Annotated in this window: 16 protein-coding genes; 4 read left to right on the top strand and 12 right to left on the bottom strand. The window is 66.0% G+C overall.

What is annotated here, in order from left to right; all coding sequences use genetic code 11:
- Positions 1–399: 399 nt before the first annotated feature.
- Positions 400–2037 (bottom strand): thiamine pyrophosphate-binding protein, encoded by a 1638-nt coding sequence (locus RPC_RS05995; protein ID WP_011471659.1) that lies wholly within the window; start codon positions 2035–2037, stop codon positions 400–402.
- 136 nt (positions 2038–2173) lie between these two features.
- On the opposite strand from RPC_RS05995, the gene RPC_RS06000 reads away from it, so the two are divergent.
- Positions 2174–2629, top strand: coding sequence for an Lrp/AsnC family transcriptional regulator (locus tag RPC_RS06000; RefSeq protein WP_041801454.1), 456 nt, complete (start codon positions 2174–2176; stop codon positions 2627–2629).
- A 177-nt stretch (positions 2630–2806) separates the two neighbouring features.
- Here the strand turns inward: RPC_RS06000 and RPC_RS06005 are convergent, their stop codons facing one another.
- The 6 genes from RPC_RS06005 to RPC_RS06030 all read right to left on the bottom strand — a co-directional run bounded on the left by RPC_RS06005 (position 2807) and on the right by RPC_RS06030 (position 10822).
- Positions 2807–3973, bottom strand: a complete 1167-nt coding sequence (locus tag RPC_RS06005; protein ID WP_011471661.1) for a M20 aminoacylase family protein — start codon at positions 3971–3973, stop codon at positions 2807–2809.
- A 209-nt stretch (positions 3974–4182) separates the two neighbouring features.
- Entirely contained in the window at positions 4183–5703 is a 1521-nt protein-coding gene (locus RPC_RS06010) for a M81 family metallopeptidase (protein ID WP_011471662.1), read from the bottom strand.
- A 218-nt stretch (positions 5704–5921) separates the two neighbouring features.
- Positions 5922–7580 carry an ABC transporter ATP-binding protein gene (locus tag RPC_RS06015; protein WP_011471663.1) on the bottom strand — a complete coding sequence of 553 codons (1659 nt, stop codon included), beginning with the start codon at positions 7578–7580 and terminating at the stop codon, positions 5922–5924.
- Positions 7581–7773: 193 nt separating this feature from the next.
- Entirely contained in the window at positions 7774–8664 is an 891-nt protein-coding gene (locus RPC_RS06020; RefSeq protein ID WP_011471664.1) for an ABC transporter permease, read from the bottom strand.
- 7 nt (positions 8665–8671) lie between these two features.
- A complete protein-coding gene (locus RPC_RS06025; protein WP_011471665.1) occupies positions 8672–9613 on the bottom strand; it encodes an ABC transporter permease in 942 nt (313 codons plus the stop codon).
- Positions 9614–9691: 78 nt separating this feature from the next.
- On the bottom strand, positions 9692–10822 hold the full coding sequence (locus RPC_RS06030) for a M20/M25/M40 family metallo-hydrolase (protein WP_011471666.1): 1131 nt from the start codon (positions 10820–10822) through the stop codon (positions 9692–9694).
- 445 nt (positions 10823–11267) lie between these two features.
- Here RPC_RS06030 and RPC_RS06035 point away from each other — a divergent pair, with 445 nt between their 5' ends.
- A complete protein-coding gene (locus RPC_RS06035; RefSeq protein ID WP_041801456.1) occupies positions 11268–12842 on the top strand; it encodes an ABC transporter substrate-binding protein in 1575 nt (524 codons plus the stop codon).
- Positions 12843–13080: 238 nt separating this feature from the next.
- Here RPC_RS06035 and RPC_RS06040 read toward each other — a convergent pair whose 3' ends face one another.
- Both RPC_RS06040 and RPC_RS06045 read right to left on the bottom strand, forming a co-directional pair.
- Positions 13081–15396: an FdhF/YdeP family oxidoreductase gene (locus RPC_RS06040; RefSeq protein ID WP_011471669.1), complete on the bottom strand. Its 2316-nt coding sequence runs from the start codon at positions 15394–15396 to the stop codon at positions 13081–13083.
- A gap of 277 nt (positions 15397–15673) precedes the next feature.
- Positions 15674–16051, bottom strand: coding sequence for a rhodanese-like domain-containing protein (locus RPC_RS06045; protein ID WP_011471670.1), 378 nt, complete (start codon positions 16049–16051; stop codon positions 15674–15676).
- A gap of 255 nt (positions 16052–16306) precedes the next feature.
- Between RPC_RS06045 and RPC_RS06050 the strand changes: the two genes are divergently transcribed.
- Complete coding sequence (locus RPC_RS06050; protein ID WP_011471671.1) at positions 16307–17251, top strand: alpha/beta hydrolase; 945 nt, start codon at positions 16307–16309, stop codon at positions 17249–17251.
- Here RPC_RS06050 and RPC_RS06055 read toward each other — a convergent pair.
- Complete coding sequence (locus RPC_RS06055) at positions 17222–17455, bottom strand: hypothetical protein (protein ID WP_041801457.1); 234 nt, start codon at positions 17453–17455, stop codon at positions 17222–17224. The genes RPC_RS06050 and RPC_RS06055 overlap by 30 nt on opposite strands.
- A gap of 18 nt (positions 17456–17473) precedes the next feature.
- Between RPC_RS06055 and RPC_RS26435 the strand changes: the two genes are divergently transcribed.
- Complete coding sequence (locus RPC_RS26435; RefSeq protein WP_167532056.1) at positions 17474–17725, top strand: hypothetical protein; 252 nt, start codon at positions 17474–17476, stop codon at positions 17723–17725.
- Here the strand turns inward: RPC_RS26435 and RPC_RS06060 are convergent.
- A complete protein-coding gene (locus tag RPC_RS06060; RefSeq protein WP_011471673.1) occupies positions 17722–18717 on the bottom strand; it encodes a cytochrome-c peroxidase in 996 nt (331 codons plus the stop codon). The two genes, RPC_RS26435 and RPC_RS06060, sit on opposite strands and share 4 nt — an antisense overlap.
- Before the next feature lie 576 nt (positions 18718–19293).
- On the bottom strand, positions 19294–19758 hold the full coding sequence (greA, locus tag RPC_RS06070) for a transcription elongation factor GreA (protein ID WP_011471674.1): 465 nt from the start codon (positions 19756–19758) through the stop codon (positions 19294–19296).
- Positions 19759–19791: the final 33 nt, after the last annotated feature.

Raw genomic sequence — 19791 nt, forward strand, 5'->3', positions numbered from 1 at the left:
TCGGTAGACCTGGTGTCCCGGACGCGGTGCAGCGCGTAGCGCTGCGCCGTGAGCCGGGACCGTTACGCGTGCTGAGCCGACGACAGCCGCGTTCTGGAACGGCCCCGGCTCTGCAGCGCACCACGCCGCTCCGCGGCGCATTGCGCTGCGTCCGGGGCACGGCGCTCATCGAGATGAGGGCGAGTGCCTGAATTCTATTCGATAAGCCTCGTGTCCCGGACGCGGTGCAGCGCGTAGCGCTGCGCCGTGAGCCGGGACCGTTACGCGTGCTGGTTCGACGACAGCCGTGTTCTGGAACGGCCCCGGATCGGCAGCGCACCACGCCGCTACGCGGCGCGTTGCGCAGCGTCCGGGGCACGGCGCTGTCGTCTTTGTGTCGCGCTTAGTCTTATGTCGCGCTTACTTCACCGCGATCTCGATCAGCGACGGGCCGTCGCGGGTGAGCGCTTCGGCGATCGCGGCGCGGATCGCGTCGGGGGCGTCGGCCTGCACCGACGGTACGCCCATCGATTTCGACAGCGCCATGAAGTCGATCGCCGGATCGTCGACATCCATGCCGACGAAGCGGCCGGCGACCGCGTTCTTGCAGCCGAGCTGCTTGGCGATGTTCTGCAGCACGCCGTAGCGGCGATTGTTGAACACGATGAACAGCACCTTGGCGCGATAGCGCGCCGCGCTCCACAACGCCTGCGGCGAATACATCGCGCCGCCGTCGCCGACCAACGATGCCACCGGCCCGTCATGCAGCAGTGCGGCGCCGACCGCGGCCGGCATGTTGCAGCCGAGCACGCCGCCGCGGGCGAAGAAGTAGCGCCCCGGCCGCGTCATCAGCAAGTCCTGCACCTGGCCGAAGGTCGCCGCGGAATCATTGGCGAGCAGCGTGTCGGCGGGCAGCGCGTCCGACACGGTGAGCACCGCGGCGTCGGGTGACAGCGGCGTCTCATGCGCGGTGCTGAGAATCTCCGCGCGGACTTTGGCGATCTGCGCCTGCTTCGTGGCATCGCGCTGCGCCAGTCGCGCCACCACGCTGTTGCGGTCGAGCAGCCCGCCGAGCCGCGCCGCTGCGGATTGCAGCGTCGCGCCGATATCGCCGAGCAACGCCATGTGCGCCGGGTGTTCGCGGCCGAACGCGTCCGGATTGTCGGCGACGTGCAAGATCTTCACGCCGTCGGGAATCGGCCGGACGTCGCGATACGGATAGGCGACGAAGGCGCGGCCGCCGACCAGCACCAGCGCTTCGACGCGTTCCAGCCGTTCGCGGATCGCCGCGAAGTCCGGTTTCAGCACGCCGGCCCAGCACGGATGCGCCGAGGGAAATGCCGAGCGCGAGGTCAGTTGCATGCCCGCCACCGCATAGCCGCCGGCCTCCGCGAAGGCGACCAGGCCCGGCGCCGCGCCGGCCGGCAGATCGTCGCCGAGCAGCACGAATACTTTCTCTGGATCATGGCGCGCCAGCATGTCGGCAAAGCCATCGGAATCCGGCGAGGGGCCGAGCCGCGGCGGCGCCGAGGCCGGCGGCGTCGAGCCTTCGACCGGCTGATCGAGCACGTCCATCGGCAGCGACAGGAACACCGGGCCGCAGGGCGGGGTGCGGGCGATCGCAAAGGCGCGGCGCAATGCTGCGCCGAGGTCCTCGCCGCGATGCACCTCCTTGGCCCATTTGGTCACCGGGGCGGCGAGCGCCACCAGATCGCCGGACAGCCACGGCTCGGTCGCCAGATGTCGCGTATCCTGCTGGCCGGCGGTGACCACCAGCGGCGTCTCGCTGGCCTTGGAGGCGACCAGCACACCCATCGCATTGCCGAGCCCGCCCATCGCATGAAGATTGACGAAGCCGGTCTTGCCCGAGGTCAGCGCCCAGCCGTCGGCCATGCCGACCGCGGTGGCCTCCTGTAGCCCCAGCACGTAGTGGATGTCGGGGGCGTCGACCAGCGCGTCCATCAGCGGCATCTCGGTCGAGCCCGGATTGCCGAACACGTGGGTGATGCCCTCGTCGCGCAGAATGTCGAGCAGGATGTCGCTGGCCGGTCGCGTCATGGCATTTCCTCGTGGGTTGAGCTTGTCGCCAGACTAACAGTGGCGGCGTGGCAGCAGGCGGCGAACTGCGACGCACTCGCGCGGCGCTTTGGCATCCGCTATGCTCAACCGATCAAATCATGGCACTGGATTGCGCATGGACGAGCTCGACCGCAAGCTACTGCGCATTCTGCAAGACGATGCCTCGATCCAGAATCAGGATCTCGCGGCCCGGGTCGGGCTGTCGCCGTCGCCCTGCCTGCGCCGGGTCAAGGCGTTGGAGGCGGCCGGCGTGATCAAGCGCTACGTCGCGCTGGTCGATGGTCCTGCGGTCGGCACCGGCTTCATCGCCTTTGTCGAGGTGCGGCTGGAGAAGCAGGTCGAGGCCTATTCGAGCCGCTTCGAATCGGTGGTGCTGACCCGGCCGGAGGTTATCGACTGCGCCTTCGTCACCGGCGAGTTCGATTATCTCTTGAAGATCGCGGTGGCCGATCTCGACGAGTTTCACCGCTTTCTCACCCAGGTGCTGGCGCGCATCGAAGGCGTCGCCAACACCCGCAGCATCATCCCGGTGAAGCGGATCAAGGAAACCACGGCGATCAAGATCGGGTGAGGGCGAGATTAGCGGCGGGGTTTGTGACCCGGACGCAGCGCACCACGCCGCGCTTGCGGCGTGGTGCGCTGCAGAGCCGGGGCCGTTACGGCACGCGGCATACGTAACGGTGCCGGGTCTGCGAAGCAGCACTGCGTGCCGCATCGCGCCCGGGACACCAAGTTTCTGGCGCCGCGATCACCCCGCGACAGGCAACCGGGTTTCGATGATCCGCGCCAGCATGCTGGCGCCGATCGGCAGCAGCTGGTCGTCGAACACGTAGCCGGGATTGTGCAGCGGCACCGAGCCGTCGTGGCCGAGCCAGAAGTAAGCGCCCGGCACCGCGTGCAGCATATCGGCAAAGTCCTCGCTGCCCATCTTCGGCCGCGACGTGGTCAGCACCTTGGCGTCGCCGACGATGTCGCGGGCGACGCCGGCCACCACCGCGGTCTGCTCCTCCTGATTGACCAGCACGCTGAAGCCGTCGCGGATCTCGACCTTGATCTCGACATCGAACGCGAGCGCAATGCCGGCGGCGAGCGCGCGCATCCGCTCGCGGATCAAGACGCGGATCTCGTCGGCGAAGGCGCGCACCGTGCCGCAGAGTTTGGCTTCGCCCGGGATCACGTTGTAGGCCGAGCCGGAATGGATCTGGGTGATCGACAGCACCGCGGATTTGAACGGATCGATGTTGCGGCTGACGATGCTCTGCATCGCCTGACCGAGCGTCATCGCGACGATCACCGGATCCTTGGAGCGCTCCGGCATCGCGCCGTGGGCGCCGTAGCCGGTGATGGTGATGTCGAAGAAATCCGCGCCGGCCATCGCCGGGCCGGGAAACACCGCGATCTCGCCGAGCGCGAGATTGGGCGCGTTGTGCAGGCCATAGATTTCATCGCAGGGAAATTTTTGGAACAGCCCGTCCTTGATCATGGCGCGGGCGCCGCCGAGGCCTTCCTCGGCGGGCTGGAAGATGAAATGCACGGTGCCGTCGAAGTCGCGGGTCTCGGCGAGGTAGCGCGCGGTGCCGAGCAACATCGTGGTGTGGCCGTCATGGCCGCAGCCGTGGAAGCGGCCGGGAATCGTCGAGCGCCAGGCGAGGTTGGTGTTCTCCTCCATCGGCAGCGCGTCCATGTCGGCGCGAAGCCCAATCCGCTTGCCGCCGGCGCCCTTGCCTTTCAGCACGCCGACCACCCCGGTGCCGCCGAGCCCGCGATGCACCTCGATGCCGTATTGCGCGAGTTTTTCGGCGACGATGCCGGAGGTGCGGACCTCCTCGAAGCCGACCTCCGGATGGGCATGCAGATCGCGGCGGATCGCGGTGAGGTCGTCGGCGAAAGCGTCAATACGGTCGAGGGTCGGCATGCGTGATCCTTGTTGCGGGTGGTGGGTTCAAATGGAGTGGAGAAAATCATCGGGGAAATCTCCCCGCGTGTCCCGGACAAGCCGCAGCGCGCAGCGCTGTGGCGCAGATCCGGGACCGTTGCAGGTGCTGCCGTCGCAACGGCCCCGGTTCTGCGACGCAACGCTACGCGTTGCATCGCGCCCGGGGCACGTCCGCTGCAGCGACATATTCACGACCCCACGGTCTCGAGCGCCGCGGCGGCGAAGGCGTTGCCGTTCGGCCGGATGCGTATCCCGGGGCGCAGCCGGCTCCATGGCAGCGCCGCGGTGTCGGCCGGCATCGCGCCGGGGGCGGCGCAGAGAATGATCTCTTCGGCGATCGGCTCGAAATCGGCGCGGAAATGCACCGAGCTCTTGTTGACCAGAATGCTCTGCTGCGTCGGCTCGATGCCGACGAAGCGATACATCGCCTGATCGGCGAGCTGCGCCTTGCGCGAGCCGACCACGACGCGGACGTCGCCGATCCGCAGGCAGGCGGAGGCGCCGAGATTCATCGCGCTGCCGCCGAAATACGGCCCCGGCGCGATGAAGCGGCCATCGGATAGTTTCTCGACCACAAAGCTCGCCTCGAACGGCGCGTCGCCGGCAATGCCCGACTTGCCGCCGAGCGATAACGAGATCGTCGCGCCTTCACCGGCTTGGTGCGCCGCAGCCGCCGCGGCCGGATCGACCATCACGCCGAGCGCGGCGCGGGTGGCGCCGTTGCGCACCAGCGCGCGCAACATCCCGGTGGTGTCGGAATCACCACCAGCGCCGGGATTGTCCTGGGTGTCGGCGATCACCATCGGCTTGCTCGCGCTCGCCGCAAGCTGCATCGCATGGCGCACGCCGTCGTCGGGCGTATAGACGCGGCCGTCGAAATCGTCCTCGTGGCCGATCACCAGCGCGACGATCGCATCCGCCGCCGCGTCGGCGTCGGCCTGGGTCGCGCCATAGGCAAACACGCTCGGCCCGCAATCGGCAAAGTCGGCGGCCGGAAAGCCCGGCGCGAACGACAGCGTCGGCACCGTGACGCTCTCCAGCGCGGCGAGTTTCTGATAGATGCTCTGGCACGGTTCGATGGTGGTGCATTGCCAGGAGATCGGAATCAGGAACGGCAATTGCCGGAACGCTTTGGCGAAGCGCTGCGCGCGCAACAGTTTCGCCAGATGCCGCGCCGCTGCGCGTCCGGTGTCGGCCATGTCGACATGCGGATAGGTGCGATAGGCGATCAGCGCGTCGGATTGCTCGACCATCTTCGGCGTGACGTTAGCGTGCAGATCGAGGCTGACCACTAGCGGCACCGACGGCCCGATCACGTCGCGCACCCGCGCGATGATCTCGCCTTCGCCGTCGTCGAAATGCTCAGTGACCATGGCGCCGTGCAGGTCGAGATAGACGCCGTCGAGCTTGCCGGCCTTCTTGACGCCGTCGACGATCTCGCCGGCGATTTTCTCATAAGCGTGCTCGGTGACGTGCGCCGAGGGGCTGGCGGCGCACCACAGCGTCGGCACCAGCTGCCAGTCGGCGGCCTCGGCCTCGCCGATGAAGCCGGACATGCCGACGTTGATGTCGCGCATGGACTGCAGCATCGCCGCGCCGCGCGCCATCGCCGGCCAGCCGCCGCCATGCACGAAGGCGTCGTATTCCGCCTTGGTCGGCGCGAAGGTGTTGGTCTCGTGCAGGAAGCCGGCGATGGCGATACGGGTCATGCGATTACTCAGTTTCTGACTTTTGGATCACAGGCGTGCCCCGGACGCAGCGCATCGCGCCGCACTTGCGGCGTGGTGCGCTGCAGAGCCGTGGCCGTTGCGGAACGCGGAGCTCGTAACGGTCCCGGTTCGGCGGCGCAGCGCCAAAGGCGCTGCACCTTGCCCGGGACACGAGACCGTGGTTGCAGGAGTCGTCCGGCTCCTTCGCAATGCGTTGCTCACAGGCCGACCCTCGCATCCGCAATCGGGGCCTCGACCGGCCGGAAATTGGCAAAATCCCAGCCGCGGCCGGGCGCCGCGTCAAGTAACTGTCTTGTGTAGGCCTGGCGCGGATGGGTCAGAATCTCGCCGGCCGGGCCCTGTTCGACGATTCGGCCCTGCTGCATCACCGCGACGTCGTCGCAGATCTGGGCTGCGACGCGCAGATCGTGGGTGATGAACAACAGCGCGATGCCGAGCCGGGTCTGGATGTCGGCCAGCAGTTCCAGCACCTGCGCCTGCACCGAGACGTCGAGCGCCGACACCGCTTCGTCGGCGACCAGCACGTCGGGATCGAGCGCCAGCGCGCGGGCGATCGCAATGCGCTGGCGCTGGCCGCCGGAGAACTGATGCGGAAACCGCGAAATCGCATCCGCCGGCAGATCGACCAGCTGTAATAGCTCGCGGGCCTTGGCCAGCGCGTCCTTGTGCGACATGCCGTAGTTGATCGACCCTTCGGCGATGCTCTCGCCGATGCTGATCCGCGGATTGAGCGAGCGATAGGGATCCTGGAACACGATCTGGATCTTCTGCCGGTGCGGCTGCAGCAGCCGGCGCGACAAGTTGGAAATCTCGCGGCCGACCAGCCGTACGCCGCCGGAGGTCGGATCGATCAGCCGCACGATGCAGCGCGCCACGGTGGATTTGCCGGAGCCGGATTCGCCGACGATGCCCAGCGTGCGGCCCTTGCGCAGCGTCAGCCAGACGTCTTGCGCGGCCACCACTTCGCGGGCGCGGCCGAACATCGCGCGCTCGCGATACACTTTGCCGAGTTCGCTGGCTTCCAGCACCACCGGCGCAAAGCTCTCCGGCCGCGGCGGCCGCGGCACCAGGCTCGGCACCGCCGACAACAGTTTGCGGGTGTACTCCATCGCGGGCGCGCGCAGCACCTGGTCGAGCGTGCCGGTCTCCACCAGCCGGCCGTGCCGCATCACCGCGACGCGATCTGCGATCTCGGCGACCACGCCCATGTCGTGGGTGATGAACAGCACCGCGGTGCCGTGATCTTTCTGCAGGTCGCGGATCAGCGTCAGGATTTGCTTCTGCGTGGTGACGTCGAGCGCGGTGGTCGGTTCGTCGGCGATCAGCAGTTTCGGTTCGAGCACCAGCGCCATCGCGATCATGATGCGCTGGCGCTGGCCGCCGGACAAACGATGCGGAAACGCGCGGAAGATCCGTTCGACGTCCGGCAGCCGCACCTGCTCCATCATGGCGAGGATGCGCTTTTTGCGGGCGCGGGCGTCGAGATCGGTGTGCACCCGCAGCACCTCGTCGATCTGGCGGCCGACCGGCACCACCGGATTGAGCGCGGTCATCGGCTCCTGAAAGATCATCGCCATGGTGGTGGCGCGGAGCTGCCGCAAGCGGCGATCGCTGGCGCCGAGCACGTCCTCGCCGACCAGCCGGATGCGGCCGGAATTCGCCACCAGCGCACCCTTCGGCAACAGCCCCATCGTGGTGAGCGAAGTCACCGATTTGCCGGAGCCGGATTCACCGACCAGGCACAGCGTCTCGCCCTGCGCGAGCTGCAGCGACAGCCCGTCGATCACCCGCTCGCCGCCGGGATTGCGGCCGAGCCCGACCACGAGGTTTTCGATGTCGAGGATCGGGGCGGTCATGTCGGGGCCCCGCAGTTAGCGACGTCGTGGCGAAACATGGTGAGTCGTGTCCCGGGCGCGGTGCGGCATACTTCATGCCGCACCGCAGAACCGGGACCGTTCCAGATGCTGCCGTCGTTACGGCCCCGGCTCTGCGACGCGATACTTCGTATCGCATCGCGTCCGGGGCACGTGCCCGTAAGCTGCATTGCTTTCACTTCGCACCCTCCCGCTGTTTCATCCGCGGATCGAGCGCGTCGCGGGCGGCGTCGCCGATCAGGTTGACCGACAGGATCGCGATCGACAGCAACAGGCCCGGCCAGAAGATCATCGACGGCTTGATCTGGAAGTAGGCGCGGCCCTCAGCCATGATGTTGCCCCAGGTCGGGGTCTCCGGGCTGATGCCGGCGCCGAGGAACGACAGGATCGCCTCGGTGAGAATCGCCGAGGCGCAGACGTAAGTGCCCTGCACGATCAAGGGCGCCACGGTGTTGGGCAGCAGATGCCGCGCCATGATCTTCGGCAGGCTGGAGCCGAGCGAGATCGCGGCTTCGACGTAAGGTTCCTCGCGCGCCGACAGCACCACCGAGCGCACCAGCCGGGCGACGCGGGGAATTTCCGGAATGGTGATGGCGATCAGCACGGTGGTGAGACTGGCGCCGGACAGCGACACCACGGCGATCGCCAAGAGAATACTCGGGATCGCCATCAGGCCGTCCATCACCCGCATCATCACCGCGTCGACCCATTTGAAGAAGCCGGAGACCAGGCCGATGACAAGGCCGATCACCACCGAGACGACAGCGGCGCCGACGCCGATCAACAGCGAGATCCGTCCGCCATAGAGGATGCGCGAAAGAATATCGCGGCCATAGGCGTCGGTGCCGAGCAGGAACTGGGCGCTGGATGGTTTCAGCCGCTGCGCCGGCGCCAGTTGCAACGGATCGTGCGGCGCCAGCCAGGGCGCGAACACCGCGGAGGCGACGATCAGCGCCAGGCAGATCGAGGCGAGCGTGATGATCGGACTGCCGACCAGAAACGACAGCGCCGAGCCGGCGCGGACGCGGACGGGAAGGGCGGGGCCGGGAACAGTATCGATCGCCATCAGCGCCTCAATATCGGATGCGGGGGTCGAGCAGCGTGTAGGCGACGTCGATCAAGAGATTCACCGCGACGTAGATCCCGGAGGTCAACAGGATCATCGCCTGGATCACCGGATAGTCGCGCGCCAGCACCGCGTCGACGGTGAGCCGGCCGACGCCGGGCAGGTTGAACACGCTTTCGGTGACCACCACGCCGGAGATCAGCAGCGCAAAGCCGGTGCCGATCACGGTGATCACCGGCACTGCGGCGTTGCGCAGCGCATGGCGCAGCAGCACGCCGGGCTCGGCGATGCCCTTGGCGCGCGCGGTGCGGATGTAATCTTCGCCGAGCACGTCGAGCATCGCCGCGCGCGTCATCCGCGCGATCAGCGCGATATAGATGAAGGACAGCGTCAGCGTCGGCAGGATCAGCCGCTCGAAGAACGGCCCGAAGCCGTTATAGATGCTGCGATAGCCCTGCACCGGCAGCCAGCGCAATTCGATCGCGAACATCTGGATCAGCACATAGCCGATCACGAACACCGGCACCGAGAAGCCGACCACCGACAAGCCCATCACGAAGCGATCGATCAGGCTGCCGTGTTTCCAAGCCGCGATCACGCCGAGCGGCACCGCGACCACGATGGCGAGCACGATGGTGGAGACCGCAATCGCAATGGTCGGCTCGACGCGCTGGCCGATCATCTTCAGCACCGGAACCTGCGAGATCAGCGAGACGCCGAGGTCGCCGTGCATCAGCTTGCCGATCCAGGCGAAGAATTGCGTGTACAGCGGCAGGTTGAGCCCGAGCGAGGCGCGGATGCGCTCGAGTTGTTCCGGGCTGGCGTTGTCGCCGGCGAGGATCGCCGCGGGATCGCCCGGCGTCAGCCGCAGCAGCAGGAAGACGAACAAGGCGACCACGCCCATCACGGGAATGGCGGCGAGCACGCGGCGCAGCAGATATAACAGCATCGCTTCCTTTCGTTGCCCCGGCTAAAAGTTAGCAATTCCCATGCCACTGACGGCGGCGTCGCGGTTTGCTGATCGTTGCTACTCCAAGGTCGCGAGCAGTCCGGCCATCAAACGCCCGCGTTCTGCGAGGCTGTCGACTTCGATATGCTCATTCAAGGTGTGCGGATCGGCGCCGCGCACGCCGAGTCCATCGAGCGTCGCGATGCCCATCGCGCCGGTGAAGTTGCCGTCGGAGCCGCCGCCTGCGCTGCCATGGGTCAGCTTGATGCCCAATTGCGCGGCGATGCCGCGCGCCTGTTCGTAGAGCGCCAGCGTGGCGTCGCCCGGTTCCCACACCGGGCGGGTGACGCCGCGCGTCACCGTGAACGTCACGTCCGGCGAACTCGCGGTCAACGCCAGCATCCGCGCCACGCCGCGATCGAGATCTGCCTGCCGCTTCGCCATACTGAGCGCTTCGCCGCGGCAGCTCGAGGCCACGCAATTCACCCATTGGCCGCCGTGCACGATGCCGACGCTGAAGGTGCAGTCGTCATCGGTCATCTCATCAATGGCGATGATCTGCCGGGCCATTTCCCGGATCGCTGAACGCCCCGACGACAGCGTGGCGCCGGCGTGGCTCGGCTTGCCGCGGACCTCGAGGTTGAACCGGGCGATGGCGTAGCGTCCAGTCACGACGCCGTTATTCGGTTTGCCGGGTTCCGGCACCAGCACGTATTTGTTGCGCATTGCCTCCGCTTCGATCACGTCGCGGGTCGACGGCGTGCCGACTTCCTCATCCGGCGTGAACAACACGGTGATCGGCAGCGGCGTGGTGAACGCGGCGCGGGCCAATTGCCGGATCGCCTCCAGCGACAAATAATTGCCGCCCTTCATGTCGTAGATGCCGGGGCCGAAACACTTATTCCCGTCGCGGCGAAACGGCAGATCGCGCAGCGTGCCGATCGGATGCACGGTGTCGAGATGGCCGGCTATCAGGATGCCCGGCTCGCCTTGCTTAGGGTGCGGAAATGTGGCGCGGACGCAATCGGCGAAGCCCTGGCGCCCGCTGATGCGTTCGATGTGAGCACCCATGATCGCCATCTCGCGGGCGGCGAGATCGAGCAAGCGGTTGACCGCGGCCGTATCGAAGGTCGGGCTTTCGCATTCGACCCAGGCGCGCAGCCCTTGCAGCATCGCTTCGGAATCGAACGGCAGGTTCGCGGGATTCATTCAGTTCCTCCTGGTCGTCGCGTCGTTGGTTCGAAGTGCGGACGTTGAAGAAGTGCGGTCGCTGTCGAAGCGTTGACGTATTGTCGTCTTGACGCCCCGCGTTCGCCCAGCGCGCAAGCAACAGCTTGCGCGACGTCGCGTATCAAACATGGTGTCGGAGTTATCAGCAAGCGATTTGCGCGTGCGGCGCTCTGCGATTTTGCGCGGAGGCATTGCGCGATGACCATGCGTGAAAACGCGATTGACGCATCAGTCTTGCGATGCAAGTCTCGCAGGCGAGCTAACACAAGATGTTAGTAGGCTCACTCCCGCCCAAGGGCGCCGAACGATCCGCCGAACGATCCGCCTAAGAATTTGTCGCCTTGCACAACTAATCATCTGCGGTTGACCAGTTTCAAGCCAGGAGAGCTCAATGTCTGAATGTCTGCGCGGCCCGCGTCGCTCGATGTCCTCATGGGGATTACGCGGCGTTATCGCATCTGTGGTGTTGGCGTTATCGCTACCGGCCTCGGCGAAGACGCTGACCGCGGTGATGCATTCCGATCTGCGGGTGATCGATCCGGGGCTGACCACCGCCTACATCACCCGCGACCACGGCTATATGGTGTACGACACGCTGCTGGCGATGGATGCCAATTTCAAAGTGCAGCCGCAGATGGCGGACTGGAAGGTGTCCGACGACAAATTGACCTACACCTTCACCTTGCGCGACGGGTTGAAGTGGCACGACGGTGCGCCGGTCACCGCGGAGGATTGTGTCGCATCGTTGCGGCGCTGGGGCTCCTCCGACGGCATGGGCCAGAAGCTGATGGACTTCACCGCGTCGCTGGAGGCCACCGACGCCAAGACCATCACTCTTAAATTGAAGGAGCCCTACGGGCTGGTGCTGGAATCGATCGGCAAGCCGTCGTCGCTGGTGCCGTTCATGATGCCGAAGCGCATCGCCGAGACCCCGGCCGGCAAGGCGATCTCCGAGCAGATCGGCTCCGGGCCGTTCAAATTCGTCGCCGCCGAGTTCCAGCCCGGCGTCAAGGCGGTGTATGTCAAGAACGCCGACTATGTGCCGCGCGCCGAGCCGCCGAGCTGGACCTCGGGCGGCAAAGTGGTGAAGGTCGATCGCGTCGAATGGCTGACCATGGCCGACGCGCAGACCGCGGTGAACGCGCTGCAGTCCGGCGACATCGATTTTCTGGAGAATCCCTCGTTCGACATCCTGCCGATGCTGCTGGCCGACAGCGAGCTGACGGTGCAGACGCTGAGCCCGCTGGGGTTTCAGACTCTGGGGCGGATGAACTTCCTGTATCCGCCGTTCGACAACATCAAGGTGCGGCGCGCCGCGTTCCTCGCCATGAGCCAGAAGCCGGTGCTCGACGCGCTGGTCGGCAATCCGGACTACTACAAGATCTGCGGCGCGGTGTTCGGCTGCGACACGCCGCTCTCCACCGACGTCGGCTCGGAGAGCCTGGTGAAGGGCAACGGCATGGCGGAGGCCAAGAAGCTGTTGGCCGAGAGCGGCTACGACGGCACCCCGATCGCGCTGATGGCGCCGACCGACGTCAACACGTTGCGGGCGCAGCCGATCGTGGCGGCGCAATTGCTGCGCGACGCCGGCTTCAAGGTCGACGTGCAGGCCACCGACTGGCAGACCGTGGTGACGCGGCGCGCCAGCCAGAAGCCGGTGAAGGACGGCGGCTGGAACATCTTCTTCACCAACTGGGCCGGCCCGGAAATTCTCAACCCGATCGCCAACGTCTCCACCAGCGGCAAGGGCAAGAGCGGCGGCTGGTTCGGCTGGCCGGACGATCCCGCCATGGAAACGCTGCGCGACAAGTTCGCCCGCGCCAAGGCGCTGGATGAGCAGAAGCAGCTCGCCGAAGCGATCCAGGCGCGGGTCTATGAGCAGGTGCTGTATATCCCGCTCGGTCAATACAAGGTGCCGAGCGCCTGGCGCAAATCGCTGTCCGGCGTGCTCAGCGGCCCGGCGACCCCGGTGTTCTGGAATATCGACAAGAAGGAGTAGCGCGCGGGACAAGCCGGCATCGCGTCGTTTCAAAAGGCGAGATACTGACAGCTTGTCATTCCGGGGCGCCAGGATGCTAACACCTGTCATTCCGGGGCTCGAGCACTTGCGAGCGAACCCGGAGTCTTGCTGGGGGAGGGCTTGTGCTCGTTGCGAGATTCCGGGTTCGCTCGAGCTACCGCTCTCGCGCCCCGGAATGACGTTCCCGTCGTGGAAGCCGCCTGCGCCGCCGTCGAAGCTACGCTGCTACGGCGGCGCGGCTCAGCACCCGCACCGGGATCGACTTCGCCGCCGGCACCTTGCTCTTTTCGGCGTGGTGCCACAGCGGGATCAGCGGATTGCATTCCGGATAGTAGCCGCCGATGCAGCCTTCCGGAATGTCGTAGGCCACCACCCGCAGGCCGCCGACCTCGCGCTCGACGCCGTCGTCGACCACGGTCTGCAAAGTGATCACGTCGCCCTCGCGCAGCGAGAACCGGTCGATGTCGTTGCGATGCATCAGCACCACCTCGCGTGAACCGTAGATGCCGCGGAAGCGGTCGTCGTAATTGTAGATCGTGGTGTTGAACTGGCCATTGCTACGCAGCGTGATCAGTTGCACCACGTCGCGCGTGTCCTCGCAGACGTCGATGTCCGACGTCAGCGTCGAGGGCGTGATGAAATTGGCTTTGCCGGTCTTGGTCTGCCATTGCCGGTGCCGTGCGCCGAGCGGGCGATGGAAGCCGCCGGGCTGCCACATCCGTGCGTTGAAGTCGTGGAAGATCTTCGGGTAGGTTGCCGCGATGGCGTCGCGGATCTTGCCGTAATCGGCGACCCAGTCGTCCCACGGCACCTTGGAACTGCTCAGCGTCGCCTTGGCCAGTTCGGCGACGATCCTCGGCTCTGATAGTAGCTCGGAGCTCGCCGGTTCCATCTGGCCGCGCGAGCCGTGCATGCAGCCGAGGCTGTCCTCCATCGACACCGCCTGCGGACCGCTGGCCTGAGTGTCGATCTCGATGCGGCCGAGACACGGCAGGATGAACGACACCTCGCCGTGCACCAGCGCGGTGCGATTGAGCTTGGTCAGGATCTGAACGGTGAGCCGTAGCTTGCGCCAGGCCGGCGTCACCAGCCGATGCTCCGGCACCGCGCGCACCAGATTGCCGCCGAGCGAGATTACCGCGCGGACGCTGCCGTCGATGATCCCCTCGCAAGCCTCGACGGTGTTGAGGCCCTTGTTCTGCGGCACCTCGATGTCGAACAATTGCTTGAGCTTGTCGGCCGGCACCGTCTCCGGCTTCTCGGTGACGCCGACGGTGCGCTGGCCCTGCACGTTGGAATGGCCGCGAACCGGGCAGATCCCGGCGCCGGGGCGGCCGATATTGCCGCGCAGCAGCGCCAGATCGACCAGCGTCTGCACGGTCTCGACGCCTTTCTTATGCTGGGTCAATCCCATGCCGTAGATGAAGATCACCGACTTGGCGTTGGCATAAACCGTGGCGGCGGCTTCCAGCGCGCCGCGGGTGAGGCCCGAACGGCGCTCGATGTGTTTCCAATCGCAGCCGCGCGCGGCGGCGGCGAAGTCGTCGAAGCCGTGGGTGTGTTCGCGGATGAAATCGTGATCGAGCACCGGCTGAGCGCCGGCGGCGACCGCGGCGTCGTCGAGCCCGAACATCACCTTGGCGATGCCGAGCATCGCCGCGGTGTCGCCACCGGCCTTCACCTGATGATACTGCGAGCTGATCCGTGTCGGATCGCTGATCAGCATCTCGGTCGGCGACTGCGGATTGGAAAACTCCACCAGCCCGCGCTCACGCAACGGGTTGAAGGTGACGATCGGCACGCCGCGTCTGGCGGCCTCCTGCAATTCGTGCAGCATGCGCGGGCTCGAGGTGCCGACGTTCTGGCCGAAGAAGAAGATGCAGTCGGTGGTCTTGAAGTCGTCCAGCGTGCAGGTGCCGACCGGCACGCCGATGCTTTCCGGCAAGGCGACCGAGGTGGTTTCGTGGCACATGTTGGAGCTGTCGGGCAGGTTGTTGTTGCCATAGGCCCGCGCCAGCAGCGAATACATGAATGCGGTCTCCAGCGAGGCGCGCCCGGAGGCGTAGAACACCGCGCTCTCGGGTTGCATCGCCTTGAGTTCGCGGCCGATCTCCGCGAAGGCGTCGTCCCAGCTCACCGGCAGATATTTGTCGGTCGCGGCATCCCACCGTAGCGGATGGGTAAGTCTCCCGGCGTTTTCCAGTTGGTGATCGTCCCAGCTCTCCAGTTCGCTCACCGTGCGTTCGGCGAAAAAATCCGGCGTCACCCGCTTGCTGGTGACCTCCCAGGTGGTGGCCTTGGCGCCGTTCTCGCAGAATTCGAACACCCGCGGATCCGCCGGCTTGCCCCAGGCGCAGCTGACGCACATGAAGCCGTCGGGCTTGTTCTGCTTCAGCAGCAGCTCCGGGCCGGTGAACGGCACCCGGTCGCGGGCCAGGCTTTTCGCCAGCGACCGCACCGAGCCCCAGCCGCCGGCCGGCTCGTGGTTCGGCTCGACAACCAGATCGGGTCCGAATTCGCGCTTCGATGCCATGCTGCTCACTCCGATTTGCCGCCGCCGCGGGGGCGCCGTGCGGCAAAATGACCGGAGTGGAATGTCAGATGGGCGCGAAGGTTCCGCCGATGACCAAGCGGTGATCAAGAGTGAGCATCGTGTCCCGGACACGGAGCAGCGCTCCGCGCTGCGCCGTGAGCCGGGACTATTTCAAAGGCTATCTCCGTAACGGCGCCGGATCCGCGGGGCACCGCGCCGCAAGCGCGGCGTGGTGTGCTTCGTCCGGGGCAACGCGCTTGCGTCGCGTCCGAAGTCGTCACGCCTTCTCGACTTCGCCGCCGGAGTCAAGCCAGCCCTTGAAGCCGCCGAGATTGCGGACATTGCTGTAGCCCATATCCTTCAGCGTCTTGCCGACCAGCGCCGAGCGGCCGCCGGAGGCGCAATAGGTCACCACGGTCTTGGCGCGGTCGAACGCCGCCTCGTGCAGCGGCGAGGTGGGATCGGCGCGAAATTCGACCAGCCCGCGCGGCACCGCCAGGGCACCCGGGACCTTGCCGGAGGTGGCGACTTCGCCCGGCTCGCGGACGTCGAGAAACAGCACGTCGGGACGGCCGAGCAGCGTCTTTGCGTCGTCCGGGCTGATCCGCGGGACCTCGGCATCAGCCTCGGCGACCATCATTTGCACCGTTTTCATCGCGTTTCTCCGTAAGAGGATTGTGAGGTGCGAACTAAGCCCCAAAGAGGAAATTGTTGCAATCAAAACCGCTTTGGGAGCAGAGACTCGTCTTATAGTCGTCATGAAGAGAATAATCTGTTTGAGGTGGCAGGGTGTGCGCAGTCCGTCGGAGCGCTGACTCAGCTCGCCCGACGCGGCACCGTTGCGATCAACTCGGCTCGGCGGAAGCGCCCGGCCAAGCCTAAAGAAGGCAAGCGTGAAGAAGGGAAGCGCGTGACACCCAGCCTCTCCGTGATCGGCTCGACGCTGCTCGCGACCGCCGCCGCGCTGTGGGGCGTGCGGGCGCTGGCGCATCATGCGCTGCTGCGCGGTTTGCGCGCGCCGCGGCTGCCGCACGAGCACGGACCGGCGGATTTCGGCTTGCCGCCGACATGCGTCAGCGAGGTGCGGATTCCCGGGCCGCGCGGCCGCAGCCTGTTCGGCTGGATGGTCGAACCGCCGCAGGCTGCCGTGCGACCGGTGCCGGCGGTCGTGGTGATGCACGGCTGGGGCTCCAATGCCGCGCAGATGTGGCCGGTGGTGCCGCCTTTGCACGAGGCGGGTTACGCGGTGCTATTGATCGACGCGCGCTGCCATGGTCGCAGCGACGACGAGGCTTTCACCTCAATGCCGCGCTTTGCCGAAGACATCGCCGCGGGGTTGCGCTGGCTGCGTGGACGGCCGGGGATCGCGCCGGACCGCATCGCGCTGCTCGGCCATTCGGTCGGCGCCGCCGCGACGCTGCTGCACGCCGCACGCTGCGACGACGTGCGCGCGGTGGTCAGTCTGTCGGCGTTCGCCCATCCGCGCGAGGTGATGCAGCGCTGGATGGCCGAACAGCACGTGCCTTATCCGGTGATCGGCTGGTATGTGCTGCGCCATGTGCAGCAGGTGATCGGCGCCAAGTTCGACGACATCGCGCCGCTCTCCACCATCGCCGCCGTACGATGTCCGGTGCTGCTGGTGCACGGCTGCGGCGATGCCACGGTGCCGTTCTCCGACGCCGAGCGGCTGGCGGCGGCGTCTCGTCGGGCGCGGCTGCTGTCGGTCGACGGCGATCACGACTTGCGCGAGACGCTCGCACCCTATGCGGGCGAGCTGGTCGCCTTCCTGGACGCGGCCTGTCGCGCGCGCGGTTCGACCTTGGACTCAACCGCGGCGGCGTCGCAGACTCGGTGAGGTCTCGGTCGCGAGCCGCGGCGGCTGCAGTTCTTTCGACGACAGCCAGCGCTTCATGTCGGCGAGATTCGACAGCGTCTGCGCGGCGCGCAGCATTTCGTGCCGGGGCGGTCCCTCGGGCAACACCGCGGCTTCTTGGAGCTTTTCGGCGGCGACCTTGTGTAGTTCATCACTGGACAAATAGGTCGTGCGAATTCGCTTCATCTTTGCGCCTCCTCGTCGATGATTGAAGCTACTCAACCGGCCACCAAAGTTCAGTCCGACGGCCGACACAAGCCGGCGAAAAAAAATCTGGAACTTGTTACGCCATCCAGCGTTTCGGCCGAAACCGGCGAGCGATCGAGCGAGCGAAGCTACCCGACGATTGGAAGCGAGAACTCCGCGAAGCTGAGCGCAACGCACCACAAAGTAAGGCCCGATGGCATCGCTGCCATCGGGCCTGTCTCGGAAAAATCGCGCCGCGGCGATGATTAGTTGAACGGCTTCGGCGGCGTGGTCTTGTCGGTCGAGGGCGGCAGGATCGGCAATTTGAAATCGGGCTGATCGCCGGTCAAGGTCTTCAGGAAGGCGACGATCTTGGTGTTCTCGTCGGCGGTGAAGGTCTTGCCGAGCTGGATCCGGCCCATGGTTTCCACCGCTTCGCTCAGCGTCGCCGCCTCGCCGTCGTGGAAGTAGGGATAGGTCAGTTCGACGTTGCGCAAGGTCGGCACCTTGAAGTTGAAGCGGTCGGCTTCTTCCTTGGTCACCGCGATGCGGCCCTGCGCCAGGTTGGTGGTCTTGTAGGCTTCCACCACGCCCATCTTTTGGAAGGTGTTGCCGCCGACCGCCGAGCCGTTGTGGCAGGCGGTGCAGCCGGAATCCTTGAACAGTTCGTAGCCCGCGAGTTCGACCGGGGTCAGCGCCTTCTTGTCGCCCTTCAGCCATTTGTCGAACCGCGAATTCGGGGTGACCAGGGTTTCCTCGAACGCCGCGATCGCCTTGGTGACTTCCTCGATCGTCACCTTGTCGTTGCCGAATACCGACTTGAACTCGCCGACGTAACCCGGGATCGACTGCAGCGTCGCCACCGCCAATTCATGGGTGGAGGCCATCTCGCCGGGATTGGCGATCGGGCCGCCGGCCTGGTCGCGCAGCGTCAGCGCCCGGCCGTCCCAGAACTGCGCGACGTTGAGGCTGGAATTCAGCACCGTCGGCGAATTGATCGGGCCCTTCTGCCAGTTGTGGCCGATCGAGCTCTTCAGGTTGTCGGAGCCGCCCATCGACAGGTTGTGGCAGGAATTGCAGGAGATGAAGCCCGACAGCGACAGCCGCGGATCGAAGAACAGCTTCTTGCCGAGCTCGACCAGCTTGGGGTCTTTGACCACGGCCGCCGGCAGCGGCTTGATCGGTTCGTCGGCGGGAGCCGCCCATGATGGTGTCGAGATACAGAGGGTCGTTGCCAGCAGCAGCGCTTTGGAAAATGTCATGGGAGCCCCTCGATGATGCGGTCGGGCGCCCAACCCCCAGGGTGTGCGTACCCGCCGCTCTTGCAAACTATTTCTATTCTAACAGTGGGGCGTTCACGGCGAATTGACCGGGATCAATTTTAATAAGACTGATGTGCAACTAGCGCGCGAGGCACTACAGCGTGTGGGCACATCCCTCCGGGGCGCGCTTTTGTGGTCGATGACGGGGACATCGCGCCAAGCTAACGAAATCGCTGTCCTGTTTTTGCCACATCAGGTTTGTTACTATCGTTGTGTCATTCGCGTTCAGCGGTCCACTCTGAATAGAGGCGAACATGCGTGGGATAGCTCTTGCGGCTCTCTTGCTCGGCGGAGCCGTCGGCCCGGCATCGGCGGACAACATCCCGCAAGTTTCCGATAGCGGCAGAGTGCAACTGCCGTCGGACGTGATTGCGCGTCTCGCGGCCCCCAAGAAACCCGGGGAAATGCGTCAGAAATATCTCAGGAACGAAGATAGCAAGGCGTCGCGATCGGCGGTCCCAGCCGAGAAGTAGTTCATAACCAAATCGCGCCAGCTGAGCCGGCAGACGGGTCCCGTCACCCGACCTCCTCGATCTCCGCTTCACCGGTGCCGGCGCGGACCACGTCGCCGACGCGTTTGCCGAACAGCGAGCGCGCCAGCGGCAAGACGTGCGAGATGGTGCCGTTCGGCGGATCGGCTTCGTCCTCGCCGACGATGCGGAAAGTCTGCCGGCGATCGTCGTTACGGCGGATGGTGACCGTGGAGCCGAACCGCACCTTTGTGACGTCGCCGATCGGGCGCGCAATCCGCGCGGTGGCGCGCCGCGCGCTCCAATAGCGCAGTTCACGCGCCGCTGCGGTGATCGCGTCCTGATCGTCCGCCGCCTGCGCGGCGGCAAGCGCTTCGCGCGAGGCATCGAACGCCTGCTCGATCTGCGCCATGCCCTCCGGCGTCACATCGTTCGAGTGCGGCGAGATCGGCCGATCCGGCAGCTCCTGGAACGTTTCGATATCCTGTTCCTTGACGAACGCTCTGCTCATGACGACGGCTTCCGATCTGATCTCGTGGAATCC

This window comes from Rhodopseudomonas palustris BisB18 (assembly GCF_000013745.1).
In the GTDB taxonomy this organism is placed as follows: domain Bacteria; phylum Pseudomonadota; class Alphaproteobacteria; order Rhizobiales; family Xanthobacteraceae; genus Rhodopseudomonas_A; species Rhodopseudomonas_A palustris_F.

Excerpts from the sequence above, each read along its gene's own strand:
- RPC_RS05995 (WP_011471659.1), bottom strand. The coding sequence starts at position 2,037 with ATGACGCGACCGGCCAGCGACATCCTGCTCGACATTCTGCGCGACGAG.
- RPC_RS06000 (WP_041801454.1), top strand. The coding sequence starts at position 2,174 with ATGGACGAGCTCGACCGCAAGCTACTGCGCATTCTGCAAGACGATGCC.
- RPC_RS06005 (WP_011471661.1), bottom strand. The coding sequence starts at position 3,973 with ATGCCGACCCTCGACCGTATTGACGCTTTCGCCGACGACCTCACCGCG.
- RPC_RS06010 (WP_011471662.1), bottom strand. The coding sequence starts at position 5,703 with ATGACCCGTATCGCCATCGCCGGCTTCCTGCACGAGACCAACACCTTC.
- RPC_RS06015 (WP_011471663.1), bottom strand. The coding sequence starts at position 7,580 with ATGACCGCCCCGATCCTCGACATCGAAAACCTCGTGGTCGGGCTCGGC.
- RPC_RS06020 (WP_011471664.1), bottom strand. The coding sequence starts at position 8,664 with ATGGCGATCGATACTGTTCCCGGCCCCGCCCTTCCCGTCCGCGTCCGC.
- RPC_RS06025 (WP_011471665.1), bottom strand. The coding sequence starts at position 9,613 with ATGCTGTTATATCTGCTGCGCCGCGTGCTCGCCGCCATTCCCGTGATG.
- RPC_RS06030 (WP_011471666.1), bottom strand. The coding sequence starts at position 10,822 with ATGAATCCCGCGAACCTGCCGTTCGATTCCGAAGCGATGCTGCAAGGG.
- RPC_RS06035 (WP_041801456.1), top strand. The coding sequence starts at position 11,268 with ATGTCCTCATGGGGATTACGCGGCGTTATCGCATCTGTGGTGTTGGCG.
- RPC_RS06040 (WP_011471669.1), bottom strand. The coding sequence starts at position 15,396 with ATGGCATCGAAGCGCGAATTCGGACCCGATCTGGTTGTCGAGCCGAAC.
- RPC_RS06045 (WP_011471670.1), bottom strand. The coding sequence starts at position 16,051 with ATGAAAACGGTGCAAATGATGGTCGCCGAGGCTGATGCCGAGGTCCCG.
- RPC_RS06055 (WP_041801457.1), bottom strand. The coding sequence starts at position 17,455 with ATGAAGCGAATTCGCACGACCTATTTGTCCAGTGATGAACTACACAAG.
- RPC_RS26435 (WP_167532056.1), top strand. The coding sequence starts at position 17,474 with ATGATTGAAGCTACTCAACCGGCCACCAAAGTTCAGTCCGACGGCCGA.
- RPC_RS06060 (WP_011471673.1), bottom strand. The coding sequence starts at position 18,717 with ATGACATTTTCCAAAGCGCTGCTGCTGGCAACGACCCTCTGTATCTCG.
- greA (WP_011471674.1), bottom strand. The coding sequence starts at position 19,758 with ATGAGCAGAGCGTTCGTCAAGGAACAGGATATCGAAACGTTCCAGGAG.